Here is a 23929-nt window from a genome sequence, read left to right on the forward strand (position 1 = left end):
TACAGGGGGGATTTTTATTTATCCACGTTGTTGAAGAACAGGTATCTGACAATTTTAAATACCCATACGCCGGCAATAGCGCCCAGGGTGTCGGCCACCACATCATACATATCAAAGCTGCGGCCAATGGCCCAGTATTCCTGGATAAACTCTATTGCAAGACCATAACCGGCCGCACATACCACCAGCAACGCGAGGGTGCCCGCAGAGATGTGTTTTTTTTGCCGGTAGATGCCGAGGCTCAGAAATAAAACGATGCCTCCAAACAGGCCGAAGTGAACAAACTTATCAAAATGGATGCTGTCAAAAAATGAGTTGGAGGGAATATCTTTCCCGGGCAGGGTACACAAAACAAGGATCAGGATGATCCATAGAATAGCCGGCAGATAATATCTCAGGAGTTTCATGATCCTTTTTTTAAACGGGTTACTTATCTCTAGTAAAAAGGACAACAGGCTCACCGTTCAATAACGTAGCCTGTTGTCCTTTCTTATATAAAAGATTATTTTGGTTGGAGTTATTCACCTACCAGCGCCTGGTAAGCAGCAGCATCCAGCAGCCCTTCTACATCAGCCGGGTTGTTAACGGTTACTTTCACCATCCAGCCTTGACCATAAGGGTCCTGGTTTACCAGCTCCGGAGAACCATCCAGTTCAGGATTCACTTCACTAACGGTACCTGCAACCGGCATAAACAGATCAGATACTGTTTTTACAGCTTCTACTGTACCAAATACTTCTTCGGCGTTTACTGTCTTACTCAATGAGTTGATATCAACGAAAACTATATCGCCTAATTCGCGTTGTGCAAATTCAGTTATGCCGATGGTAGCTACGTTACCTTCTAATAAAATCCATTCGTGATCCTTTGTGTAACGCAGATTTGACGGAAAATTCATATCAAGTTTGATTTTGAGCCGTAAAAATACAGAAACTATTATGATTTTGACAGGAAGCTATCTTAAATTTTGACTTTCCCCGGACATGGTATTTTTTTTATTTAGAAGATCAGCCATTTCTTCATGACATGGATCTTCATGGGGACGTCCTGCAGTGGTCTGTCGTGACTGTCAGTTTTAAGTGCGGCGATTTTATCGATCACGTCCATGCCTTTAATCACCTGGCCAAACACCGTATAGTTCTGATCGAGGTGCGGACTGCCGCCTGTTGTTTTGTATACCTGCCGCTGATCCGTTGGTATTTTGCGGCCTTTAAGTCTTGTTTGCTCCAGTTTATCCAGTTGTTCATCGGTAAACACTTTGCCTTGCACAATGTAGAACTGGCAGCCGGAAGAGGCTTTGTCGGGGCGGTCTTCCCGGGCCGCTCCCAGTGCGCCTTTGCGATGGTATAAGTCCAGCTGGAATTCCGGCGGAATGGTATAGCCCACATCGCCATTGCCCAGCGTATCCCCCGGATGGGCGTGTTTGGAATCCGGATCGCCGCCCTGGATCATAAAGCTCCCGATAACGCGGTGAAACAACGTGCTGTCGTAAAAGTGGCGCCTGGCCAGCCTGATGAAATTATCCCGGTGTTTCGGGGTTTGATCATACAACCGGATGATCATGGTGCCATAAGGGGTAGTTACTTTTACTTTCCGGTCTTTGGCAGTGCCGGGGCCAACAATCAGCAAAAAGAGGGTACAAAGGAGTAGCAGTTTCTTCATAAAGGTGTATTAGGCTTCTTCATGACCGGCAAAGTAAGCAATTACGTGTTCTTTCAGGAAGGTTTCCTGTTCCATCATTTCCATTGGCGGAACAGGTTGTAATTCTTTGAAATGCGGCCATCCGTCTTTATCATAGCCATCCAGCTCAAAGTAGCCGCTCTGGCTCAGCAGCGTGCATACTGCCACGTGCATCAGATCCTGTTTCTGTTCCTTGGTATATTTCTTCTTTAAATTATTTATTTCATTTACGCCGATGAGGAACAGAATAGCTTCCATATTAGGCTTTTTACCAAACCTTTCTGTAAGCATATCTTCTACCGGTTTCCAGCGCTTCTCAAAATCTTCCATATGACTGTTGCTTTTAAATTGTTGGCGTTTTGCCAACGGCTTATTCCCCGCAAAGGTACGTTATAGGGAAAAATATTATATAAATATGCCGGGCTTTATTAATTTAGGCAGCGCCATTGAATGATTATTAGCCGGAAATGAGCCATAGTAGCAAGTTTAACAGCATTTTAACGGCCCATTCACATAGTGATAAGTTTTATTTGACCAGAGAATGTTTATTTTAGCACACCTGAAAAATTATTAGCATGGAAAATACATCGTCCGACATCCGGCAACTGAATGAGAAGATTCACCAGGCAAGCGCCTTCGTGGACCTGCTCACAATGGAGTTAGGTAAAGTAATTGTTGGCCAGCGTTATATGGTGGAGAGACTGCTCATCGGTTTGCTGGCCCAGGGCCACGTACTGCTGGAAGGCGTACCCGGTCTGGCAAAAACATTGTCTATCAAGTCCCTGTCGTCCGCTATCAACGCAAAATTCAGCCGTATCCAGTTTACGCCTGACCTGTTGCCTGCGGATGTGATAGGTACCATGATCTATAACCAGCAGAAGAATGAGTTTGTAGTACGCAGAGGTCCCATCTTCGCCAACTTTATCCTGGCAGATGAGATCAACCGCGCCCCGGCAAAAGTACAGAGCGCCCTGCTGGAAGCCATGCAGGAAAGACAAATCACCATCGGCGATACTACATTCAAACTGGACGAGCCCTTCCTGGTACTGGCTACCCAGAACCCGATTGAACAGGAAGGTACCTATACCCTGCCCGAAGCACAGGTAGACCGTTTCATGCTGAAAGTGGTGATTGGTTATCCTACCAAAGAAGAAGAAAAACAGATTATCCGTCAAAACCTGAACCCGGAACTCTCCGCTCCTATCCGTCCCATTATCCAGCCTTCCGATATCCTCGAAGCGCGTAAACTGGTGAGGGAAGTGTATATGGATGAGAAGATCGAAAAATATATTCTCGATATTGTTTTTGCAACCCGTAACCCGGAAGATTACAAACTCAATAAACTGAAACCGCTGATCGCATACGGTGGTTCGCCAAGAGCCAGCATTAACCTGGCCTGGGCGGCCAAAGCTTACGCTTTCATGAAGCGCCGCGGCTATGTGATTCCGGAAGATGTACGCAATATATGCTTCGATGTTATGCGTCACCGCGTAGGCTTAACCTATGAAGCAGAAGCAGAAAATGTTACCAGCGAAAATATCCTGAGTGAAATCCTGAACGCAGTAGAAGTCCCATAGCAGCTGAACAGCTGCCGGACCGGGCATTTATTCGTAATTCGTAACTCAAAATTTTTCCCATTGGATACGGCTGAAATACTAAAAAAGGTAAGGCAGATAGAGATTAAGACCAAAGGGCTTACCAACCACATATTTGCGGGAGAATACCATAGCGCCTTCAAAGGCCGCGGTATGTCGTTCAGCGAAGTAAGGGATTATCATTTTGGGGATGATGTGAGGTCCATCGACTGGAATGTAACAGCACGATTCAACCATCCTTTCGTAAAGGTTTTTGAAGAAGAAAGAGAACTTACCGTAATGCTGCTGGTGGATATGAGCGAAAGCTCTTCCTTCGGTACCAAAAAGCAGGATAAACGTGACCTGATCACGGAACTGTGCGCTGTACTCGCTTTCGCTGCCATCAAAAATAATGATAAGGTGGGCGTTATCTTTTTCAGTGATGGGATGGAGAAATACATTCCGCCAAAAAAAGGTAAATCACATATTCTTTTCATCATCCGTGAACTACTATCGTTTACGCCTAAACGAAAAGGAACCAATATTAAAGAAACCCTGCGTTTCTTTAACAACGCTACAAAAAAACGCAGCATCGTTTTTATGCTGAGCGATTTCTTATCCGGAAATTACCAGGATGCATTGAACATCGCCGCCAAACGGCACGATGTAGTAGGCGTACAGGTATACGATCAGCGGGATAAAGACCTGCCCCCGGTAGGACTGATCCAGGTGGCAGACGCTGAAACCGGCGCTACACAGTGGGTGGATACCAACGACCGCCGTGTACGCCAGTACTATGAACAGCAATTCCTGCAACATTCACAATATTGCAAAAATGCCTTTATGAAAAGTGGCGCAGAATTAGTGAGCGTACGTACCGACGAGGACTATGTGAAAGCATTACAAACATTTTTCCTGAACAGGGCATAAGATTTAAAGGAGAGCAAATTAAACATGTATAAACAAGAAGTTATAAGGCGTATATTTTTATGTTGCATACTGGGGTTGTTATTTCCTTTCTCCCTGCTGGCACAGCAGGCTGTGGATGTAACCGCCAAAGCAGATACCAACAGTATCAGGATAGGTGAGCAGATAAAACTGCAACTTACCGCTACGCTGACGGCGCAACAGTTTAAGGACGCTAACTTTAAAGTGCTCTTCCCGGTATTACCCGATTCACTCGATCATTTTGAAGTGGTAACCCGCTCCAATCTTGATACACTGGTAAACCAGGATCAGCATATCCTTCATCAGACTTTTACCCTCACCAGTTTCGACTCCGGCCATTGGGAAATTCCTCCCATGCGTTTTGAAGTTTTCAGCGGCGCCAGTGCTGGCTCCGATTCTGCGGTTACACTACCTATTGGTATAGATGTAAACACCGTGGCAGTAGATACTACGAAAGCATTCAAACCTATTAAGGAAATAAAGGGCGTAGCCTGGAGTATCTGGGACTACTGGCTGTATATTGTAATAGGCGCCGCAGCTGTGCTCATCATCGGCGGCCTGATATGGTATCTCCGTAACCGTAAAAAGCCAGCGCCGGTTATAAAAACACCAACCGTTTCCCCGTACGAAATTGCCATCCAGGAGCTGAAAGCATTGAAAGAAGAGAAGGTATGGCAACAGGGAGATATTAAACAATACTATACCCGGTTAACGGATATCCTGCGTACCTACTTTGAGCATCAGTTCAGCATTGCTGCACTGGAGCAAACCAGCGAGGAATTACTGCAGAATATTAAACCGGTAACTAAGCTGAACCAACAAAGAGACAAACTGCGTTCCCTGTTGGCGATTGCGGATCTGGCAAAGTTTGCCAAATTGCAGCCAACCGCTGATGAACACCAGGAATGTATGCAGAAGGCCGAAGAAATCCTGGAATGGACCAAACCGAAAACTGGTCCGGCAGAAGAAACCGGTACTGATGCCACCCTGGAGAAAGCATAAAATCAGCATGGATCTTAATTAAAAAATTGATGGATTTTTCAACCTGGAAAAATATTGAATTTGCCTACCCGGTTTTCCTGTGGCTTTTGCTGCTGGTACCGGTGATGATATACTGGTACTTTGCACGGCGCAGGGGCCGGCAAAGTGTAATGATGGTATCTTCTATTGAAGGTTTGAAAGGACTGCCGGTATCCTGGAAAGTACGTTTCAGACCCTTATTACTGGTACTGCGTATCCTGGCCGTGATTGCGCTGATTGTAGCATTGGCAAGACCACAAACTTCCAATACCTCTGAAAGCATCGACAGCGAAGGTATCGACATTGTAATGGCCATTGATATCTCCGGCAGTATGCTGGCGGAAGACCTGCAGCCAAACCGCATGGAGGCAGCAAAGAGAGTGGCAGCGGATTTTGTGGACAAACGCATCAGTGATCGTATAGGCCTGGTGGTATTTTCCGGCGAAAGCTTTACGCAATGCCCTATCACCACTGATCATGCCGTGCTGAAAAACCAGATCATGCAGGTGAAAAGCGGCATGTTGCAGGACGGTACCGCGATTGGTATGGGGCTCGCTACTTCAGTAGACAGGTTGCGTAACAGTCACGCTAAAAGTAAAGTAATCATCCTCCTCACAGATGGGGTGAATAATACGGGTCTGGTAGATCCGCTCACCGCGCTGGAAATAGCGAAGGCATTCAAGATCCGTGTATACACCATTGGCGTGGGGACCATCGGTAAAGCGCCGTTTCCTATGCCGATGTCTGACGGCAGCGTGCAGATGGTGATGCAGGATGTGCAGATCGACGAACCACTGATGAAAAAGATCTCGAAGGAAACCGGTGGTAAATATTTCCGGGCTACCAACACAAACGATCTGAAGAACATCTACGGTGAAATTGACCAGCTGGAAAAAACAAAGGTGGAAATTACTTCCTATAAACGTTTTGCAGAACATTTCTTCCTCCTGGCGATGATTGCGTTAGGCTGCATCCTGTTGGAAACAGTGCTGCGGTATACGCTTTTCAAGAGCCTGCCATAGTGTCTTCGACGCAGCGGATTTTGTCTTTCTCAGGATTACGCTGATTATACTGATTTAGGGATTTGATCACTTTGGATTTTAAATGATTCGGGGAGATATAAGCGAAAATATCCGTTTATATCTCCCCGAATCATTTAAAATCCTTATAAAATCAAAAAAGTAAAATCAAGGTAATCAGTATAATCAGCGTAATCCTGAGAAAGACAAAATTCGCGTACCTTTGGGGATCTTATAAATATCCAAACGTATTGCAAGCAACAGTATATAAATCAACGGGAAGCTGGTATGTGGTTAAAACGGCCACTGGTGAAATATTTCAGGCGAGGATGAAAGGTATTTTCAAAAAGAATGAAGATATTACTTCTACCAATCCTATCGCTGTAGGCGATGTAGTGGAAATTGTGGAAGATGATAGCGATGCCAACGCCAAAAATGCCATGATAACCGAAATAGGCTCCCGGAAGAATTATATTGTGCGCAGCTCCCCTCACGGTAAAAACAAAAAACATATTGTAGCCGCTAATATGGATCAGGCGATGCTGGTGTGTACCGTAAAGGAACCCCGGACCTCGCAGGGCTTTATCGACCGTTTCCTGGTTACCGCGGCAGCCTATCACATCCCGGTGATACTGGTTTTCAACAAGCAGGATATTTATAAAGAGAAGGAAAACGAAAAGTTTGAAGAACTGGAAGAACTGTACAGCAGCATCGGCTACCAGGTATTGCTGATTTCTGCGGCGAACGGCAATGGTGTAGATACCGTAAGGGCGCTGCTGAAAGATAAGACCACTTTAATGGCCGGCCATTCCGGTGTGGGTAAATCTTCCCTGATCAATGTACTGATGCCCGGCCTCGACCTGCGTACCAAAGCGGTAAGCGGCTGGAGTGGCAAAGGATTGCACACTACTACTTCTGCTGAAATGTACGACCTGCCTTTTGGCGGTTGTTTGATAGATACCCCCGGTGTCAGGGAATTTGGGATCGTGGATATTCCAAAGCCGGAACTCTCCCACTATTTCCTTGAAATGCAACCTTATATCGCCCAATGCCAGTTTAATAACTGTTTGCATATCAATGAGCCCGGCTGTGCGGTGAAAGTAGCCGTAGAGGAAGGGCATATTGATGTAGACAGGTATGTGAGCTATGCTACCATCCTGGAAACCATTGAGGAAGAACAATACTGATCAGCCTTTTCGGGGTTTACCCAATTCGTCCAGCACTTTTTCTGCTCCCCAGTTCCGTTTGGGTTGCGGACAGCCTTTTTTCTGTGTTCTGCAGGCGGTAAAGCCTATGATGATAGCCACCAGGGCCAGTGGGATAACTTTGCGCATAGGATAGGTTTAAAACAGGCGCATTTGTTTGCCTGCCTTACGGTTTTGTTGCTTTATTTCTTTAGTGTAGTAGTTGGAGGCAGGGCATCCTGTTTTCTGCGATGAACAGCTGGCAAACAGGATGCTTCCCAATATCAGCAGGCATACGGGTATTTTCATAGGAGGATATTTGCCTGCAATATAACATTTTTTTGTAAGATGATTGTTAAGGCGCTTTTACTTCTTCTGCGTTCTGGTACCAGGAGGCGTACATGCTGTAGTTTTTGGAAATGCGGTTGATTTCCCCGCTGATGAGGGCCATATCAATGTCTTTTACTTTACGGGCAGGCACACCGGCGTAAATGGTGCCTGGTTCCACATGCGTATCGCTCAGTACAACTGCGCCGGCAGCAATGATGCTGTTGCTGCTTACACGGGCATTGTCCATCACAATGGCGCCCATTCCTACCAGCACATTATCCTCGATAGTACAGCCATGCAGAATGGCGTTATGGCCAATAGACACATTATTGCCCACAATCGTTTTGGTTTTCTGATAAGTACAGTGAATCACCGCACCATCCTGTACGTTCACATTTTCGCCGAGGCGGATGCTGTTTACATCGCCGCGAACAACAGCGTTGAACCATATTGTGCAACCTTTACCCATTACTACATCCCCTACTATAGTAGCATTGGGGGCAACGTAACAGTCTTCAGGAATTTGAGGAGTAACTCCGTTCAGTGGAATAATGTGCGCCATAATTAAATGTTTTAGTGCTTATGTTACAAATATAACAATTACTAATTAGCAGTTGTTTTCTAACTTCGCAAAGAACAGAGCAGTTTAGTGATATGAATAACAGGCAACTTTTTTTGCAGCACGTAGCGCAAACCTCCGACGCCCCTCTGGCACTGGAGATCGTGAAAGCGGAAGGCATGTATATGTGGGATGTAAACGGAAAAAGGTATCTCGACCTTATTGCCGGTATCAGTGTGTGTAACGTAGGACATTGCCATCCTGCCGTTGTAAAGGCAATACAGGAACAGGCGCAGCAATATATGCACCTGCTGGTATATGGCGAATTCGTACAGTCGCCGCAGGTGGCCTTTGCCAGCCTGCTTACCCAATATCTTCCGGAACAGTTAAACTGCGTATATTTTACCAACTCAGGAGCCGAAGCCGTGGAAGGCGCCATGAAGCTGGCCAAACGATACACCGGCCGGCCGGAAATAGCTGCTTTTAACCGTAGTTATCACGGTTCCACACAAGGAGCGCTGAGCATCCTCGGGGACGAATACTGGCGTAATGCCTACCGGCCTTTGTTGCCGGGTATACAGCACCTGGAGTATAATAACTTTGAGTCACTGGAACTGATCACCGGAAAAACCGCCGCCGTGATTGCGGAAAGTGTACAGGCGGAAGGCGGCGTAATTGTTCCACAACGGAAATGGCTACACGCACTAAGAGAAAAATGTTCCGCTACCGGCGCTTTGCTGATACTGGATGAAATTCAGTGTGGCTTTGGAAGAAATGGTACGCTGTGGGCTTTCGAACAATTTGGGATTGTGCCCGATGTATTACTGCTTGGTAAAGCACTTGGCGGAGGCATGCCTTTGGGCGCATTCATCGCCTCCCGTGAAATCATGTGGACGCTGACCAACAGCCCTGTATTAGGCCACATCACTACGTTTGGCGGCCACCCGGTAAATTGCGCCGCAGGCCGTGCAGGCTTCCAGGCGCTGCTGGATCAGGATCTGCTGAAAGGTGTGAATGCAAAGGGGCAGTTGTTCGTGGACCATCTGAAACATCCGGCCATTAAATCGGTGCGTTCATTGGGATTAATGGTGGCAGTAGAGTTTGAAAGCTTCCCGGTAAATAAAAAAGTAATTGATTACTGCATCGATAAAGGAGTACTCACGGATTGGTTCCTCTTCGCCGCAGAATGTATGCGCATTGTGCCCCCGCTTATTATTACCCCCGAAGAAATTAAATGGGCGTGCAGCGTTATCTGCGAAGCAGCCGATCATATTTAATGATGGGTTAATTCAGGAATTAAGCCGGCTTAAAGAAAGGGTAACACGTTTGGCAAACAGCTCTATGGCATCGTTGCCGAGGAAAGATAAATAGTAATAGTATTTGCCTTGTGCGGTGATTTCGTGAAGATTGTTGTTAAACTTGAATTGCCCCCGGTAGAAGCTTGTCAGCGAGGTACTGCCACTACTTTTTTCAGGCAGAATAGTGAAACAGGTAATAGTGGTTTGGTGAAACTCTACTATAATTTTATAGTCATCATTGATAAATCTTAACTGCAATTTTTTCTCTGCTCCATCCAATTGCATTTTGATGCATTGATAGTCATTTTCAAGATCGTAAGAGCTGCCGTCTATTTCTCCCCGCAGGATGCATTCAAACAGCGGGGTATGTGTTACATCTTTCATGAGCAGCAGGTTAAAACTGTAATTTGAAACTACCGAATACGCCAAAACGCTTGTTGGCAGGTTCTCCCGGTGTTACATCCGGTGTTACTCTCCAGATAAAATCTACCCGCAGGAATTTAAAAATGTTTTCTATACCGGTACCCAATTCGAGGTAAGGATTCCCCTGCAGGGTTTTGAATGCAAACCCGTTGTTGAGGTTCAGTTGTTTGTTGGATTCAGACAAAGAACCTATTACCCCTTTGGCAGTCCAGAACTGGCGCCATTTCAGTTTTTTAATTAATGGGATATAACCGAAGATACCATTACCAATGGTATGTTCTACGTTAAAACCTGCGTATTGATCGCTGATGAACTCAAAGCGGTTCATCATGTTAAAAGCATACTTATTGTAGTAATAAATTTCATTACCCGGATGCACTTCAAGCGAAGTATAAGGTACGGTACCAAAAATTTTACCGCCAAAAACATTATAGTAGAAGGAGCCGAAAGGCGGCAGCTTTACATAATCTGATACGCTCAGTGTAAGGCGTTGATATTGTTGCCCGCTGTTGGCTACGCCGGGTATACCGGCCGCAAATTTCAGTTCCGCGATGGGGTATTTGCTACCCAGACTGATCCGGTAATAATTTCCTTCCAGGAATTGTTCATGGAAGGCATAACGGAATTTCAGTTCTACTTCCATGCTGGTCAGCGGATCGCGGCCATTGGGCGCTTTCGGATAAAACGCAGTGGTGGGAAGCGGCTCGTAAGGTCTTACCTGTTTGTGCGTCAGCGATATCTGGTGAGAGAAACCGCTGTAATATTCTTTGAAGTATTCAAAGCGTTTTTCATTCACCATTAGAAATTTTTGCGGCACCCCATTTTTCCGGATGGCGAGGGTAAAGATGTTATCGGTACCTACTTCATCGTAATAGTGCGTGCCATTGTCCAGATCTTTGGTGAAAGACGCATACAGATAGGAGCGCGGATGTCTTTTCAGCAGCCAGAGGGCAGACATTTTTCCTTTGTATACATGATCTGTGAAGCCATAAGCCAGGTAGCCATACAGGTACAGATCTTTATGGAATTGAGGGGTGGTACCGAGGTCTAGTCTTAAACGGAAACCTTCCAGCCTGTTTTGGGAAAACAGGTAATAGTAAGGCCCCCATTCAATAGGGCCAAAAGGTTTATAACCGGTGGCCAGGAACCGGATGGTATTTGAATAGCTCCGGAAGAGCGGCATTTTCTGGAGGGTGTCCACCATTTTATAGATGCCTTCTTCGTTTTTGCTGAGATTTTCCGGCCGGTTGTCCATCCAGAAAGAATCTTTCCGGGCTCTTGCACTATCCAGCACCACCACATTTTCAGGATATTTTTTATTACTGAAGATGTTGGTCGCAGCAGTATCATTCGTCACTACGTCATCATAAGTCGTGGTTTTACGACCTATGAAATCAAACGTTTTCCCGGGCTTGGGGCTTGGCGCCCAGAAATCGGCAATAAATTTATCTTTATACAGGAACCAGGAGCTGTCGGACAGTTGCCGGAATTCCTGTACCATACTGATTTTACGGACGAAGTTAATGTTGGCGTCACGGGGCACCGACAGCGTAGTTTTCTGCACGGCATAGGTGGTATCATGTACCCAGATATCACCGATAAAAGTATTTTCTCCTTTGCGTTTAGGCGTGAAGTTTAGTTTAATAAACCGCTGGCTGTTTACGTATTGGGTATCTGCAATGGAGTAATCATAGTAGAACGCGCCGTTGTGGTGAATGGGGCTTACAAACTGTTTATCAAATACCGGGATGAAGTTGTCGTAAACATTTACATTCTGGTACATCCCACCCAGGAATTTGGTTACGCTTTCATTATCTATGCCGGACGTTCGGGCGGCTTTGATCACTTCTTTTGTTTTGCGGGGGCTCGACTGGAAGTAGTAATCCGACAATGTTTCCGTGAGGAATATAGGTAGAAAAGGTTTGTCTTCGGAGGTACTGTCTATGTTATCAAGGATAAATGCGAAGGGTTTGGTGAAGCGGTTTTTACCAAGTTTCTCTTTGTTGAGATTCTTCATATCCAGCTCCAGTTTATTATATACCTCGTATTTGTAGTTATCGAGGCGATTATAATTGTTCTCCGGTTTATGCTTAACAATCTGTTTAAGTAGAATGAGTGCCCAGTTTACGTTGGCTTTCACCTCGTATGTTTTCAGGGAAACATCTGAGCGGGTTACCTCAAAGTTGATGACCTGTTCTTTCTGTTCTTTGTTAACGGGTAATTTAAGGATGTTATATCCCATTACCCTGACCAGCAATGAATCTGATGGGATAACATTTAGTTCGAACAGGTATTTCCCTTCCGCGTTGCTAACCATACCTGTTTGGGTATGCACAAACTGAAGAGTGGCGAACGGAATGATTTCCTGTGAGTGCGCGTCTCTGACCACTCCACTAACCTTGTACTGCTGCGCCATCAAACCCGAACCCCAGCCGCTTACGCCGATGATTATTGCTAATATTCTTTTCCAGCCAACCATATCTGACAACAATATTATATTATTTATTGCGATTCTGGACAGTCACTATCCTTTAGGTAACGCAGTTATAACAAAAAATTATATTTTGTGATTCAGATTTTTCTATTAGCTTTGTATTGCAAAGTACTTTTTTGTATGACAGACCAACAACATCTGGAGGCAATAACAGACATTAAGCGGATGATGGAACGCAGCAGCCGTTTCATTTCGCTGAGTGGACTAAGCGGTATCTCCGCCGGTATCTGTGGCCTGATCGGGGCATTTATAGCCAATATGTGGCTGAATGAGTATTATTTCAGGTGGAACACCACGGGGACACATAATCATGCAGATTTCATAGTGCTGAAGTACCGGTTAATTGTTTTGGGATTATCTGTATTAGCGGCGGCGTTGGTAGCGGGCACTTTTTTTACCTGGCGCAAGGCGAGAAAAAATAATTTGCCCATCTGGGATTTAACCTCCCGGAAGGTGCTGATCAATATAGCGATTCCTTTGGCAGCAGGTGCTGCTTTTATAGCGGGTTTATTATTTAACCACCTGGAAGGACTGATAGCTCCTACCTGCCTGGTATTTTACGGGTTGGCCATTATCAATGCCAGCAAGTATACTTTGCCGGATGTAAGGTACCTGGGGATCTGTGAAGTTATTCTCGGTATACTTAATCTTTTCTATTTGAACTACGGTCTTTATTTTTGGGCTATAGGTTTCGGTTTACTGCACATCATTTATGGAGCACTGATGTGGTGGAAATATGAACGGAAAGAGACAGTTTAATCAATCGCATGAACCCGATAGGTAACTTAAATAAGATTTTCGAGAGCCGTATACGCCTGGGCGTTATGAGTGTATTGATGGTGAACGAGGAAGTAAATTTCAACGATCTTAAACAGATGTTGGAAGTAACGGATGGTAACCTGGCATCACATCTCAATACACTGGAAGAAAACGGGTATCTCAAAGTGCATAAGGGCTTTATTGGCCGGAAAACCAATACTACCTATGCGATCACTGCGGCTGGCGAAAAAGCTTTCAAAGGCCATATCGCGGCACTTGAGCACATGATCAAATTCACTAAATAAATTTTTTTTGTCTTTTTACTTTGAAATACAAAGTGCTTTCTAAAAATAAAAAATATGGAACCTTCAACAAACGGATCTCCTTCTTTCTTTGACCGCTACGCCTACGCTATTAAAGCGATCATCATTTTTGTATTGATGCTGGTACTGCTGGTGCCGGCCGCCATGATTCAAAACATCATCTGGGAACGCCGCGACCGGCAAAATGAAGCCACCCAGGAAATCAGCAGTCGCTGGGGAGGCGAACAGAATATTACAGGACCTGTGCTGGCCATTCCGTATAAGACAGGAACCAGCGAAGCAACCTATGTGTATCTCCTGCCGGATAGTTTACGGATCAACGGGGAATTATTACCGGAGAAACTGCACCGCGGTATTTTCAATGTAGCTGTATACAACGCCAGGTTGCAGCTGAGTGGCACTTTTAACCGCAATGAGCTGTTGTCGCTCAATATCCCTCCTTCCGCCTTAGATTGGGAACATGCGTCAGTACTTATTGGCATCAGCGATTTACGTGGCATTGGTAACCAGGTGCAAATGATGTGGAATGGCAAATCCTATTTATTTAACCCCGGTTTGGTTAGCAAGGACCTGTTTGACAACGGTATCCAAACGCCGGTATCCGTTACTCCCGGCGACGCCGGCGCCCTGGGCGGTAACTTCTCCCTGGAGCTGGGCATAAAGGGCTCCGGCCGGATCAGCTTCTCTCCTGTTGGTAAAACAACCACGGTGGGCATTAACTCCAGTTGGACCGATCCCGGTTTTGATGAAGCCTTTCCTCCGAAAACCCGCAGGGTGGATGAAAAAGGCTTTGCCGCCACCTGGCAGATCCAGCACCTGAACCGCAACTATCCCCAAAGCTGGGAAGGCAAAAAGTTTAATATCCACTCGGCCGATTTCGGGATTAAGCTGTTTATGCCTGCCGAAAGCTACCAGATGTCTATGCGGGCGGTAAAGTATGCCGTCATGATCATTGGGTTAACTTTTTTTGTCTTTTATTTTATTGAACTGTCACAGCGCCGCGCCCTTCATCCATTGCAATACGCCCTTATCGGGTTAGCCCTTTGTATTTTTTATACCCTGCTCATCTCTATTTCAGAACAAATTAACTTTACGATGGCTTATCTTATTGCCAGTGTACTCACAATAGGTCTGATTATTGCATATACGGCTGCTGCCTTTAAAAGCAGGCGCATTGCAGCCGGCATAGGGGCTACACTTACTGTCCTTTATGGATTCATTTATGTGATTATCAGCGCGGAAGATCAGGCCCTGCTCATGGGAAGCTTAGGACTCTTTATCATCCTCGCCCTGCTCATGTATTTCAGCACCACTATCAAATGGGATAAGTTAGGACAGAAAAACACCAATATCCAGCAATAAAAACAAACATGGGAAACTCTTATATCAGCAAACGGTTAGCCAGCTTCGGATACGCATTTAGTGGTATTGCCGCTTTCCTGCGCAGTGAGCCACACGCGCGTATTCATGCCCTCGCTACCATTGTGGTGGTGGCAGCCGGTTGCTGGTATAAAATAGCAGCATCGGAATGGATTTGGATCATCCTCGCCATTACATTGGTGTGGATTACAGAAATGCTTAATACAGTTATAGAAAAAATAATGGATCATCTTTCGCCGCAGCTGCATCCCAACGTGAAATTCATCAAGGATGTAGCGGCCGGCGCTGTACTGATAGCGGCTATAGCCGCCGTTATTATCGGGGCTGTCATATTTACTCCCTACATTTTAATTTGTCAAAAAGTAACCATATGCAATTGATGAGAACCATCCGTTTATTACAACATCGTATAGGCCGGTCGCGGCACCAATACACCCTGTATACATCTGTACTGTTCAGTATGGCGTTGCTCTTTTTTCGTGTAATGCATACCGGTAGCTACCTGCGGGTATCGCTGATATGGAACCTTTTCCTGGCCTTTATTCCTTTCGCTATCACCGGCTGGATGGAAAAGCACCCGGAACAAATTAAGAACCGGTATAACTGGTACGGCTGCTTTATCGTATGGTTGCTGTTTATTCCCAACGCGCCCTACATCCTCACGGATCTGTTCCACTTGTTTGACGGCGGCGTGCCATTGTGGTTTGATCTGTTTGTGATTTTCTCTTTCGCCTGGAATGGTATGATGTTCGGGTATATGTCTATCCGCAGCATGGAAAAACTGTGGGGCAACCGTCATAGCCGCTGGCCGGCATGGTTATTCACTTTCCCGGTAATGTTCCTTTGCGGTATGGGGGTATATATAGGCAGGTACTTACGTTATAACAGCTGGGATATTGTGAAAGACCCGCTTACCCTGCTGGGTGACATGAGGGATATTTTCCTGCATCCCGTGGAAAACCGGCATGCCTGGGCTTTTACAATATGTATGGGAATATTCCTGAGCTTAATGTACCCGCTGGTGAAAAAGCAACATGCGTAGTATCGCCTTCGGCGATTTTAAATTGTCTTGGAGCAGGATTACGCTGATTATACTGATTTTTTTGATTTGATCATATATTGATTTTTAAAGAAGAAGGGAGATAAAAGCGAATATATCCGCTTATATCTCCCTTCTTCTTTTTTTTAAAATTCCAGAAAATAAAATCAGTAAAATCAGTATAATCAGCGTAATCCTGCTCCAAGACAATTTAAAATCGCCGAAGGCGATCTCTCCGCTTAGAAGTCAACGCCCATACCAAAGTACCAGATCGGGCTGCCTCTGAAAAACGCTACTGCAGGCCAGCCTGCGTCTGCACGGAGGAAGTAGCCGGCAATAGTGGTACGTGCACCAAAACCATAACCACCTACAAACGGCCCGAGGAAACCTTCTTTGATGCGGGTAGTTACACCCTGACCATCGTCGTAAGTGGTGTAATTGGCATCTTTAAAGCTCAGCTTTTTATTCCAGGCGGTACCGATATCAATGAAGGAAGTAACCTGGAAATTGCGCAGGAAGGCAGAGTTGATAGGTTTGTCGATGAAAGTGGCAAACACCGGTAAGCGGAGTTCTGTATTCAACAACATCACATTATTACCATTTCTTGCATTCTGCTTGTAACCACGCAGGTTTTCAGCCAGCGTCTGGAAAGCGTAGTTTTCTGTAAGGTTTACCGGATTCTTTGTATTGATCTGTGGATTCAGCCAGTTGTCCACACCTCCCAGGTAATACAGCAGTTTGCGTGTTCCCCACGACATATCCATTGCAAAGCGCGTAGCCCAGATAAAGTTGCGGTAAATCTTTGTATAGTGGCGGATATCCACGCCCATGTTATAGGTAAACCTGCCCTGTGCTGCGGCGGAAAGACCAGGATTGAATAATTCGTTCAACCCGCCGTTGGTTAGCTGTGCATTGGTTTCTCCATAAATTTTATAACGGGTACCATTCCAGATATTAATAGCCGGGTTGATGGTATTATCGTATACGTATTCCAGGCGCATTAACGCGTAGGTTTCCTTGTAGTCAGGGGCAATCAGCGCTTCTTTGTTCTCCGACTGTATCACCAGTTTATCGGTACGTATGCCAGCTGATAAACGAATACTCCTTACCTGGTCGAAAGGATATCTTATTTCGCCCTGGTAAATGTTCGTGATCATTTTGGTAGAAATAAAAGCGGAGTCCGCACCAGATTGGTCACGGATAACAAATCCACTGCCTTTATCCACTTTACGGTAGTAAGTGAATTTATAGTCAAAACGTTTCTTCAGGTAACTCGCCGTAAAGAAATACTCCGATCCCTGCAGGGAAGAAGGAATACGGAAGCCGCCGTTAAATTTCAGATCTTCAAATAAATCGCTTACCCCAATGCGGATTAACCCGTTCACCGGGTCGGTGAGGCGGATAGGGCCGCTCGGGGGACCGGTAAATGGCTGGTACTTATTTACCAGGATGGAGTTATCCAGTTGCAGGATCAGGTAATCGGAGGCGAATTTGAATTTATACGGGAACAGTTTCGACTTTTTAAGGGTCGATTCCTCGTCTCTCCTTTTTTCAAACAGCGACGGTTCATTTGCTGTAACGGCATTGTTGCTGGTATCAGCCGGTTCATTACCAAACTCGTTCTGGAAGAAATTAGGATGTGTAGAAGTATCTTTTGACGGCGCCAGATAGGTAGGCAAGCCTAAACGTAAACTGTCGGCATGCATCTGCGCTTTCCTGAAATTGGTGTTTTTTGCCGTTATATTCCTTTTCTTCAATACCACGGTATCTACCTTCAGCTTCATCAGGCGTTTGATATCTGCATACTGCACCACTTCCGATACTTCTCCTTTTTCCCCGGTAATCCTTGATTCCTGGATGCCGTAAGGATAGTTGGAAATAGGGAAAGTATAGGTAGAATCTTTGGTGATAGTGATCGCTTCTACTGAATCCGGGGCAGTGGAGCCATAGGCCGCCATCGCTGAATCCAGTTCTTCCTGGTCGGGGTTATGAAGGATTTCAGAGCCTACATAGAAGAGGGAATCCACGCCATCTGCCTGCGACTTGAAGAACCCGGCATAACGGTTACGGATACCATTTGCATCAGACACAAAGGTAAAGTGGGTGGTATTGTACTGCATGGGCAGTTTGGCGTTTCCGTACTGCAGGTCGGTCAGCTGGGTGATCTGCTTTTCAGAGCTCCGGTTCCAGTTATCCACCATAAAGATGTTGAACGGATGGTTCAGCAGGGAGGTATCGCTTCCTCTTCCTTTGGGGCCGGGCCTGTTGGAAGAGTAAAGAATACCGCTTTTGCCGGGGAAGGCGGCAAAAGAAGGGTCCAGGTCATCATACACGTCGTTGGTAATCTGGTCTGTTTTAGAGTTGCTGATGTTATAGGTAAAGATGTCGGTATGCCCGTTTTTCACAGCAGACAGTAACAGGGTGTTTTCCTGTACCGGCATGTATTTAAAGTCGATGATCCGGTCAAACTGGTTCAGTTCCTGGCGTATAGTCGTCCGGGTGATGAGGTCATAGATCATCAGCTTTGTTTTGCCTTCGTGTTCGTATACAACGGCCAGGCGGTTGCCTTTGGTGTTCCATGCCATCTGCGGATAGTTTGGATCTACCTGGTTGGCCAGCTGCATTACGCCGCTATGCAGCAATACTTTGGGCTTATTCCAGCCGAGCTGGATCTGTACGCGGTATACTCCTTTTTTGAACTCAACTACTGCGTAGGAATTATTTTTAGGATTCGGGTTAAAGCGGTAGTAATCGGCTTTGGGCGTAATTTCCTGGGCTACGATAGTACGGCCTTTGGCAGAAGTCTTTCTTCTGCGGTTATCTTCCTGGAATCTTTTCTGATAAAATACGAAGAAGTCTTTGGTGGCTTTCTTGGGTGTTTGGTTAAGAACCTGCTCAAAGCCTTTTTTCAGTCCGCGGTTAATACGGGTGATGTACATGAGGTAAGGCACGGCATCTTTGCCGTACTTGCTTTCCACATAGTACCAGAACGCCTGACCTGCCAGGAAGGTGTGGTCATAAGCGAGGGCGTTGAAGTTGCTGTACTTGCCGGACATGATGATGAGCTTTAGTTCTTCATCCTGTTTGGCGGTCCAGTTTTCGGCGGCATAGCCAATAAAGCCGTCGGTGAACCATTTCGGGAAGTCGATCAGGGCGGCATTACCGGCAAATTCGCCGATATCTTCCCCAAACAGCAGTGTTTCCAGCATGATGCGGGCAATCCCCTGCCGGATCTGGCGGCGGAGGTTTTCATGGTTACCGTCGAAATAAACGATCATTTTGTTGCCCACCAGTTTGGTCACCCCTCCTGTATTCTGCCAATCCACGCCAATACCAATATTGGACTGCTTCATTTCCCCGAAAGAGTTGTAAACCACAATATTAATACGCTGTCTGGGGTTGGATTCCATGAACTGTTCCAGCTGGGGTAATTCCTTTTCGGCTACCTGGGCGGCATACTTACCAAGTTCCAGCCCGTTCTGGGCGAAATAGGTGTTGAAGTGCCGGCTTTGATAGTATCTCCATTTGAAGTTCTTGAACTGCACACGATTTTGTCCGAATTCTACTGTATTGGTCTGGGCCTGGGATACTATCGTTCCAAGTAATAGGGTACCGTGGAATAATAACCTGGTAATAAATCTGTTCATACAGAAAGTATTGATAATATTGTGATCTGTTTTAAAATTAGCCTAAAAAAATCGGGTTACAATGATTGAAATACAACAATTCACTTTTGGTCCACTACAAGAAAACACTTTCCTGCTTATTAACGGAAAAAAGGAATGTATAATTATAGACCCAGGGTGTTATTTTCAGGACGAAAGAAAAGAATTATTACAATATATACAAACGCAGGGGTTAAATGTTATAAGATTATTGAATACGCACTGCCACTTTGATCATATATTTGGTAATAAGCTCGTATCAGATACGTATAAAGTACGCCCGGAGTTTCATGAACTGGAACAGCCGGTACTGGACAATTCCCAGCGGGCAGCAGGGATGTATAACATTCCGTTCGACCCTTCCCCCGAGGCAGGCCGTTACCTGGTAGCAGGGGAAAAGATCCTTTTTGGCGCCGATGAACTAACGGTGTTGTTTACCCCTGGCCATTCTCCGGGAAGTGTAGCCTTCTATTGCCCGGGTCAGCATTTCGTGATCGGCGGCGACGTGCTGTTTTACCAGAGCATTGGCCGTACCGATCTCCCGGGAGGTAATCATGCCACTTTGCTGAAAAGTATCCGTGAACAAATGTTTGTATTGCCGGACGAGGTAAGGGTATTCCCGGGCCACGGACCAGCCACCACTATCGGTTTTGAAAAGAAACACAATCCTTTCCTGGTGGATTAGCTTACACTTTAATAAACTTCCCGATCACCGGTAAACGGGCAAACTCCTTCTTCTCCATACGGAAAATGAACCAGGCATAGGCCGCAAAGAAAGCCGTTGCCACTGCGAGAGGAAGGGGTTTGAGGGCATAAATATCTTTCGGCGACAGCACCGTTGTGTTGAGCCAGCTGAATATATAGTAAATGCCGGTAGCCAGTCCCATGTAGGTAATTAATTTAGGAAGATGGTAAGGGATGGGGTAATACTTCTGCCCCCATACATAGCAGATAACCATCTGTACAAAATAACACACCATAGTGGCCAGTGCCGCGCCATAGTAGCCCATCACGGGTATCCACCAGTAATTGAGCAGGAAGGCCAGCACAGCTGTGATGATGGTGATCACCGCGCCTGTTTTGGTGCGGTCGGTGAGCTTAAACCAGATGGTGAGATTGTAATAAATGCCCAGGAACATGTTGGCCAGCAGCAACACCGGCACAATACGCATCCCCTGGTAGTAGAAAGGCACGCGCAGGAAGGCTTTCCAGATATTCAGGTAAAGACTTACAAACAGGAACATGAAGCAAAGCATGATCACAAACAGCTTCATGATCCGGGCATACATTTTCCTCGGATCACCACTTTCCGCCTGTTTAAAGAAAAAGGGTTCCGCCCCTAACCGGAATGCCTGTATGAACATAGTAATCAGGATGGCCAGTTTATAGTTGGCGCTGTACAGGGCAATTACTTCTTTTTTGGCCTCCATGTTATCACCCGGAAGGAACTGGGGTAAAAACCAGGCCCTGTCGAACGTTTCATTGACCATACCGGCCATTCCCACTACGATCAGCGGAAGGGCGTAGTGCATCATTTGTTTCCATAAACCGGCATCAAACTTCCACTCTATTTTGCGGATCTGGGGGAAAAACAGCACCAGGGTAATGGCGCTGCCCAGCATATTGCTCAGGTAAATATACCCGGTCTGATCGGTGCCGCTTTGGAGGTCCGGCAGCCAGTGATGCCCGGCGGCATATAGTTTCGGGCAAATGACCAGGAAGAAAATATTGAAAAAGATGGTAGTAACTATTCCGGCTATACGAATCGCAGCATATTTCATGGGCCGTCCTTCCAGCCGCAGCTGTGCGAAAGGAATGGCTGTGAGCGCATCAAACGCCATCAGCAGCACTACATAGGTGTAGTAGGTGGGATGGCCATTCAGTCCCGCCAGCTCACCGGCATACGAGTTAATGACCGGCGATCGCAGCAATAGCAGTAAAATGGTAATGCTGACAGTAGAAAGCAGGAGGGAAATAGTGGAAGTGCCCAGTACATGCGCTTTGTTCTCCTTTTTGGCGAAACGGAAAAAGGCCGTTTCCATGCCGTAAGTCAGCACAATATTGGCAAACGGTATATAGGCGTATACGTTGGACATCTCCCCGAATGATGCGCGGGTTAAGATGGTCAGATAAAAAGGAGTAAGGAAATAATTGAGCAGTTTGCTCACTATGTTACTCAATCCGTAAAATACCGTTTGGCCTGCCAGGTTCTTAATACTCAATTCCCAAATATTTTGACACAAATTACGAATTACGGATTACGAATCTCGGATTTGTGAGGATTGGCCGGTGGCTTGCGTTTATTCAAATCCTCCTCTCCGTTGCTGCTTTTTATCGGAATGCCTCTTTTTCGACTGGATGCGTTTTTCCCTGGCAGCTTTGGATGGCCGCGTAGGTACGCGCTTTTTGCGTGGTATCAGCGCTTTGCTGATCAGGTCATTCATTTTGGAAATCACTTCCTGTTTGTTGCCCAGCTGGGTGCGCTCGGTCTGGGACTTTACCTGGAGCAGGCCATCTGCGTTGATGCGGTTCAACAACTTCTCCATCAGCACCGTTTTTTGTTCCTGGGTTAACAGGGCAGAAGCCATGATATCGAAATAGCCTTCCACCATCGTTTCCACCTTATTCACGTTCTGTCCGCCGCTGCCACCGCTGCGGGCCGTGCGGAACGTGATTTCGGGGGTCACATTGATATTCATCTTGATTTAATTTATAATATAAAAAATGCCTTAGGAAGTGCAATTTATTACAAATTACGGCGAATACGTGCTGTTTTTACCGGGGGCAGCGGTTTCCTCCGGTTTAATATTTAGTGCAGCGGCATCGTTTTATAACAGCATTTATAAAGTATGAGGGATCAGGAAAACACCGGCGGAATCCCGGGACACTGCAACAGGATTGTCGTTTAACTGCAAACTGGATAGCTCTGTACCACAGCAGCCAACTGATCTTGACAGGAAAGTCAATTTATCCAGGGTCACCTTAGCCGGCCTGCCCACCCGCAAAGTTTGAGGTCCTCCTATCACATAAAAATATAACACGGCTGTATTACTGGGTGTGTCTATTACCTGTTTAACTTTTAGGGTGGTATCCTGCATCAGAATTTTGATACTATCCACGGGGATGCGGGCATAGGGACCATAAACAAGATCGCGACCAGTTCCTGCTTCTACCAGTTTGAATTTGCAGGCAGGGGCCATATAGTCGCACACGATGCCCTCACAGGGATTTTTCTCTGAAGACGTGGTACAGGCTGCGAATAAAAGTATGCTGATAAACAAGTAACCGATACGGGTCATAGAACATTGATTTTGGTGATCGTTAAACGTAAGTAGTGTGTGATATGTTACAGATACAAACGATTTGCCTTAATTTTCCGGCGTTAAATAAAAATCCATGAGAGCAGTTATACAACGCGTCAGTTCCGCGTCCGTTACAGTAGATGGGGCCGTAACCGGTGAAATCCAAACCGGCCTGCTGGTACTGCTGGGTATTGAAAACATTGATACGGAAGAAGATATCCAGTGGCTGAGTGCTAAAATAGTGAACCTCCGGATCTTTAACGACGATGAAGGAGTAATGAATGTATCCGTGAAAGATGTTCATGGCGATATTTTGCTCGTCAGCCAGTTTACCCTGCACGCCTCCACCAAAAAAGGAAACCGCCCTTCGTATATCCGTGCCGGTAAGCCGGACGTAGCCATCCCGTTGTATGAAAAAATGATCGTGCAACTGGAACAGGACATGGGGACCACCATTCAACGGGGAATTTTCGGTGCTGATATGAAAGTAGCGTTGTTAAATGATGGTCCTGTTACTATCATCATAGATTCGCACAACCGGGAATAAGGTCAATCCATTATCTTTAATAAATAAAAACTAATCCATGACCATTCAGGAAGCCCAGCAAAAAATTGATAACTGGATCAATACCACTGGTGTACGCTATTTCAGTGAGCTTACCAACATGGCTATCCTCACGGAAGAAGTGGGGGAAGTGGCCCGTATCATGGCCCGTAAGTACGGCGATCAGTCGTCGAAGGAAAGCGATAATAAAAAGCTGCTGGCAGATGAACTGGCCGATGTGATGTGGGTACTGCTTTGTATTGCCAATCAAACCGGTATTGATATGACGGTAGCCCTGGAAAAGAATTTTGAGAAGAAGAATATCCGCGACGCACAACGGCATCATAACAACCCTAAATTAAAATCATAATACAGCCTGCATACTTTT

General features: G+C 45.9%; 27 protein-coding genes. 14 read left to right on the forward strand and 13 right to left on the reverse strand.

Annotation, left to right across the window (positions count from 1 at the left end):
• Positions 1 to 14 precede the first annotated feature (14 nt).
• The 4 genes from ACMXI2_RS29815 to ACMXI2_RS29830 form a co-directional block, all read right to left on the reverse strand.
• Positions 15 to 407, reverse strand: a complete 393-nt coding sequence (locus ACMXI2_RS29815; protein ID WP_483779503.1) for a VanZ family protein — start codon at positions 405 to 407, stop codon at positions 15 to 17.
• 110 nt (positions 408 to 517) lie between these two features.
• Positions 518 to 898: a glycine cleavage system protein GcvH gene (gene gcvH / locus ACMXI2_RS29820; RefSeq protein ID WP_483779504.1), complete on the reverse strand. Its 381-nt coding sequence runs from the start codon at positions 896 to 898 to the stop codon at positions 518 to 520.
• Between the two features lie 101 nt (positions 899 to 999).
• Positions 1000 to 1662: a peptidylprolyl isomerase gene (locus ACMXI2_RS29825; protein WP_483779505.1), complete on the reverse strand. Its 663-nt coding sequence runs from the start codon at positions 1660 to 1662 to the stop codon at positions 1000 to 1002.
• A gap of 9 nt (positions 1663 to 1671) precedes the next feature.
• Entirely contained in the window at positions 1672 to 2010 is a 339-nt protein-coding gene (locus ACMXI2_RS29830; protein ID WP_483779506.1) for a hypothetical protein, read from the reverse strand.
• A 245-nt stretch (positions 2011 to 2255) separates the two neighbouring features.
• On the opposite strand from ACMXI2_RS29830, the gene ACMXI2_RS29835 reads away from it, so the two are divergent.
• The 5 genes from ACMXI2_RS29835 (at position 2256) to rsgA (ending at position 7428) form a co-directional block, all read left to right on the forward strand.
• Positions 2256 to 3257: an AAA family ATPase gene (locus ACMXI2_RS29835; protein WP_483779507.1), complete on the forward strand. Its 1002-nt coding sequence runs from the start codon at positions 2256 to 2258 to the stop codon at positions 3255 to 3257.
• Between the two features lie 60 nt (positions 3258 to 3317).
• Positions 3318 to 4184, forward strand: coding sequence for a DUF58 domain-containing protein (locus tag ACMXI2_RS29840; RefSeq protein ID WP_483779508.1), 867 nt, complete (start codon positions 3318 to 3320; stop codon positions 4182 to 4184).
• A 24-nt stretch (positions 4185 to 4208) separates the two neighbouring features.
• Complete coding sequence (locus ACMXI2_RS29845) at positions 4209 to 5204, forward strand: hypothetical protein (RefSeq protein ID WP_483779509.1); 996 nt, start codon at positions 4209 to 4211, stop codon at positions 5202 to 5204.
• Positions 5205 to 5233: 29 nt separating this feature from the next.
• On the forward strand, positions 5234 to 6244 hold the full coding sequence (locus tag ACMXI2_RS29850) for a vWA domain-containing protein (protein WP_483779510.1): 1011 nt from the start codon (positions 5234 to 5236) through the stop codon (positions 6242 to 6244).
• 248 nt (positions 6245 to 6492) lie between these two features.
• Positions 6493 to 7428: a ribosome small subunit-dependent GTPase A gene (gene rsgA, locus ACMXI2_RS29855; protein WP_483779511.1), complete on the forward strand. Its 936-nt coding sequence runs from the start codon at positions 6493 to 6495 to the stop codon at positions 7426 to 7428.
• On the opposite strand, the gene ACMXI2_RS29860 is transcribed toward rsgA, so the two are convergent.
• Genes ACMXI2_RS29860 through ACMXI2_RS29870 form a run of 3 tightly spaced genes read right to left on the reverse strand, consistent with a single transcriptional unit; the run spans position 7429 to position 8317 of the window.
• Entirely contained in the window at positions 7429 to 7575 is a 147-nt protein-coding gene (locus tag ACMXI2_RS29860; RefSeq protein ID WP_483779512.1) for a hypothetical protein, read from the reverse strand.
• 9 nt (positions 7576 to 7584) lie between these two features.
• Positions 7585 to 7734 (reverse strand): hypothetical protein, encoded by a 150-nt coding sequence (locus tag ACMXI2_RS29865; RefSeq protein ID WP_159454294.1) that lies wholly within the window; start codon positions 7732 to 7734, stop codon positions 7585 to 7587.
• Positions 7735 to 7780: 46 nt separating this feature from the next.
• Positions 7781 to 8317: a gamma carbonic anhydrase family protein gene (locus ACMXI2_RS29870; protein WP_079469855.1), complete on the reverse strand. Its 537-nt coding sequence runs from the start codon at positions 8315 to 8317 to the stop codon at positions 7781 to 7783.
• A gap of 92 nt (positions 8318 to 8409) precedes the next feature.
• On the opposite strand from ACMXI2_RS29870, the gene ACMXI2_RS29875 reads away from it, so the two are divergent.
• A complete protein-coding gene (locus tag ACMXI2_RS29875; protein ID WP_483779513.1) occupies positions 8410 to 9591 on the forward strand; it encodes an aspartate aminotransferase family protein in 1182 nt (393 codons plus the stop codon).
• Positions 9592 to 9603: 12 nt separating this feature from the next.
• Here ACMXI2_RS29875 and ACMXI2_RS29880 read toward each other — a convergent pair whose 3' ends face one another.
• Together ACMXI2_RS29880 and ACMXI2_RS29885 are read right to left on the reverse strand one after the other, a co-directional pair.
• Complete coding sequence (locus tag ACMXI2_RS29880) at positions 9604 to 9996, reverse strand: hypothetical protein (protein ID WP_483779514.1); 393 nt, start codon at positions 9994 to 9996, stop codon at positions 9604 to 9606.
• Positions 9997 to 10006: 10 nt separating this feature from the next.
• Positions 10007 to 12514, reverse strand: a complete 2508-nt coding sequence (locus ACMXI2_RS29885; RefSeq protein ID WP_483779515.1) for a DUF5686 family protein — start codon at positions 12512 to 12514, stop codon at positions 10007 to 10009.
• 135 nt (positions 12515 to 12649) lie between these two features.
• Here ACMXI2_RS29885 and ACMXI2_RS29890 point away from each other — a divergent pair, with 135 nt between their 5' ends.
• The 5 genes from ACMXI2_RS29890 to ACMXI2_RS29910 are packed head-to-tail and all read left to right on the forward strand — an operon-like array spanning position 12650 to position 16033.
• Positions 12650 to 13288, forward strand: coding sequence for a hypothetical protein (locus tag ACMXI2_RS29890; RefSeq protein WP_483779516.1), 639 nt, complete (start codon positions 12650 to 12652; stop codon positions 13286 to 13288).
• 8 nt (positions 13289 to 13296) lie between these two features.
• Positions 13297 to 13593, forward strand: a complete 297-nt coding sequence (locus ACMXI2_RS29895; RefSeq protein WP_079469850.1) for a winged helix-turn-helix domain-containing protein — start codon at positions 13297 to 13299, stop codon at positions 13591 to 13593.
• 54 nt (positions 13594 to 13647) lie between these two features.
• On the forward strand, positions 13648 to 14973 hold the full coding sequence (gene creD, locus ACMXI2_RS29900; protein WP_483779517.1) for a cell envelope integrity protein CreD: 1326 nt from the start codon (positions 13648 to 13650) through the stop codon (positions 14971 to 14973).
• 8 nt (positions 14974 to 14981) lie between these two features.
• The gene (locus tag ACMXI2_RS29905) at positions 14982 to 15371 is read left to right on the forward strand and encodes a diacylglycerol kinase family protein (RefSeq protein ID WP_483779518.1); all 390 of its coding nucleotides are present in this window, start codon (positions 14982 to 14984) and stop codon (positions 15369 to 15371) included.
• On the forward strand, positions 15362 to 16033 hold the full coding sequence (locus ACMXI2_RS29910) for a DUF1361 domain-containing protein (protein WP_079469847.1): 672 nt from the start codon (positions 15362 to 15364) through the stop codon (positions 16031 to 16033). The genes ACMXI2_RS29905 and ACMXI2_RS29910 overlap by 10 nt, the downstream gene beginning before the upstream one ends.
• Positions 16034 to 16269: 236 nt before the next feature.
• Here ACMXI2_RS29910 and ACMXI2_RS29915 read toward each other — a convergent pair whose 3' ends face one another.
• On the reverse strand, positions 16270 to 19677 hold the full coding sequence (locus tag ACMXI2_RS29915) for a TolB family protein (protein ID WP_483779519.1): 3408 nt from the start codon (positions 19675 to 19677) through the stop codon (positions 16270 to 16272).
• 61 nt (positions 19678 to 19738) lie between these two features.
• On the opposite strand from ACMXI2_RS29915, the gene ACMXI2_RS29920 reads away from it, so the two are divergent.
• Positions 19739 to 20380: an MBL fold metallo-hydrolase gene (locus ACMXI2_RS29920; RefSeq protein WP_483779520.1), complete on the forward strand. Its 642-nt coding sequence runs from the start codon at positions 19739 to 19741 to the stop codon at positions 20378 to 20380.
• Between the two features lies 1 nt (position 20381).
• Here the strand turns inward: ACMXI2_RS29920 and ACMXI2_RS29925 are convergent, their stop codons facing one another.
• The 3 genes from ACMXI2_RS29925 to ACMXI2_RS29935 all read right to left on the reverse strand — a co-directional run bounded on the left by ACMXI2_RS29925 (position 20382) and on the right by ACMXI2_RS29935 (position 22994).
• Positions 20382 to 21917 carry a lipopolysaccharide biosynthesis protein gene (locus tag ACMXI2_RS29925; protein ID WP_483779521.1) on the reverse strand — a complete coding sequence of 512 codons (1536 nt, stop codon included), beginning with the start codon at positions 21915 to 21917 and terminating at the stop codon, positions 20382 to 20384.
• 78 nt (positions 21918 to 21995) lie between these two features.
• Positions 21996 to 22394, reverse strand: coding sequence for an alternative ribosome rescue aminoacyl-tRNA hydrolase ArfB (gene arfB, locus ACMXI2_RS29930; protein ID WP_483779522.1), 399 nt, complete (start codon positions 22392 to 22394; stop codon positions 21996 to 21998).
• A 141-nt stretch (positions 22395 to 22535) separates the two neighbouring features.
• Positions 22536 to 22994 carry a hypothetical protein gene (locus ACMXI2_RS29935; RefSeq protein ID WP_483779523.1) on the reverse strand — a complete coding sequence of 153 codons (459 nt, stop codon included), beginning with the start codon at positions 22992 to 22994 and terminating at the stop codon, positions 22536 to 22538.
• Between the two features lie 97 nt (positions 22995 to 23091).
• On the opposite strand from ACMXI2_RS29935, the gene dtd reads away from it, so the two are divergent.
• Together dtd and ACMXI2_RS29945 are read left to right on the forward strand one after the other, a co-directional pair.
• Entirely contained in the window at positions 23092 to 23544 is a 453-nt protein-coding gene (dtd, locus tag ACMXI2_RS29940; RefSeq protein ID WP_483779524.1) for a D-aminoacyl-tRNA deacylase, read from the forward strand.
• A gap of 37 nt (positions 23545 to 23581) precedes the next feature.
• Positions 23582 to 23911: a nucleotide pyrophosphohydrolase gene (locus ACMXI2_RS29945; RefSeq protein ID WP_079469839.1), complete on the forward strand. Its 330-nt coding sequence runs from the start codon at positions 23582 to 23584 to the stop codon at positions 23909 to 23911.
• Positions 23912 to 23929: the final 18 nt, after the last annotated feature.

This window comes from Chitinophaga sp. G7 BAM 1005, assembly GCF_057126945.1.

Bases quoted from the DNA above. Each gene is read 5' to 3' on its own strand.
- ACMXI2_RS29920 (WP_483779520.1), top strand. From the start codon at position 19,739: ATGATTGAAATACAACAATTCACTTTTGGTCCACTACAAGAAAACACT.
- ACMXI2_RS29905 (WP_483779518.1), top strand. From the start codon at position 14,982: ATGGGAAACTCTTATATCAGCAAACGGTTAGCCAGCTTCGGATACGCA.
- ACMXI2_RS29890 (WP_483779516.1), top strand. From the start codon at position 12,650: ATGACAGACCAACAACATCTGGAGGCAATAACAGACATTAAGCGGATG.
- ACMXI2_RS29910 (WP_079469847.1), top strand. From the start codon at position 15,362: ATGCAATTGATGAGAACCATCCGTTTATTACAACATCGTATAGGCCGG.
- ACMXI2_RS29935 (WP_483779523.1), bottom strand. From the start codon at position 22,994: ATGACCCGTATCGGTTACTTGTTTATCAGCATACTTTTATTCGCAGCC.
- gcvH (WP_483779504.1), bottom strand. From the start codon at position 898: ATGAATTTTCCGTCAAATCTGCGTTACACAAAGGATCACGAATGGATT.
- ACMXI2_RS29835 (WP_483779507.1), top strand. From the start codon at position 2,256: ATGGAAAATACATCGTCCGACATCCGGCAACTGAATGAGAAGATTCAC.
- ACMXI2_RS29945 (WP_079469839.1), top strand. From the start codon at position 23,582: ATGACCATTCAGGAAGCCCAGCAAAAAATTGATAACTGGATCAATACC.
- ACMXI2_RS29880 (WP_483779514.1), bottom strand. From the start codon at position 9,996: ATGAAAGATGTAACACATACCCCGCTGTTTGAATGCATCCTGCGGGGA.
- ACMXI2_RS29865 (WP_159454294.1), bottom strand. From the start codon at position 7,734: ATGAAAATACCCGTATGCCTGCTGATATTGGGAAGCATCCTGTTTGCC.
- ACMXI2_RS29895 (WP_079469850.1), top strand. From the start codon at position 13,297: ATGAACCCGATAGGTAACTTAAATAAGATTTTCGAGAGCCGTATACGC.
- creD (WP_483779517.1), top strand. From the start codon at position 13,648: ATGGAACCTTCAACAAACGGATCTCCTTCTTTCTTTGACCGCTACGCC.
- ACMXI2_RS29860 (WP_483779512.1), bottom strand. From the start codon at position 7,575: ATGCGCAAAGTTATCCCACTGGCCCTGGTGGCTATCATCATAGGCTTT.
- arfB (WP_483779522.1), bottom strand. From the start codon at position 22,394: ATGAATATCAATGTGACCCCCGAAATCACGTTCCGCACGGCCCGCAGC.
- ACMXI2_RS29875 (WP_483779513.1), top strand. From the start codon at position 8,410: ATGAATAACAGGCAACTTTTTTTGCAGCACGTAGCGCAAACCTCCGAC.
- ACMXI2_RS29850 (WP_483779510.1), top strand. From the start codon at position 5,234: ATGGATTTTTCAACCTGGAAAAATATTGAATTTGCCTACCCGGTTTTC.
- ACMXI2_RS29845 (WP_483779509.1), top strand. From the start codon at position 4,209: ATGTATAAACAAGAAGTTATAAGGCGTATATTTTTATGTTGCATACTG.
- ACMXI2_RS29915 (WP_483779519.1), bottom strand. From the start codon at position 19,677: ATGAACAGATTTATTACCAGGTTATTATTCCACGGTACCCTATTACTT.
- ACMXI2_RS29830 (WP_483779506.1), bottom strand. From the start codon at position 2,010: ATGGAAGATTTTGAGAAGCGCTGGAAACCGGTAGAAGATATGCTTACA.
- ACMXI2_RS29825 (WP_483779505.1), bottom strand. From the start codon at position 1,662: ATGAAGAAACTGCTACTCCTTTGTACCCTCTTTTTGCTGATTGTTGGC.
- ACMXI2_RS29815 (WP_483779503.1), bottom strand. From the start codon at position 407: ATGAAACTCCTGAGATATTATCTGCCGGCTATTCTATGGATCATCCTG.
- ACMXI2_RS29885 (WP_483779515.1), bottom strand. From the start codon at position 12,514: ATGGTTGGCTGGAAAAGAATATTAGCAATAATCATCGGCGTAAGCGGC.
- dtd (WP_483779524.1), top strand. From the start codon at position 23,092: ATGAGAGCAGTTATACAACGCGTCAGTTCCGCGTCCGTTACAGTAGAT.
- ACMXI2_RS29870 (WP_079469855.1), bottom strand. From the start codon at position 8,317: ATGGCGCACATTATTCCACTGAACGGAGTTACTCCTCAAATTCCTGAA.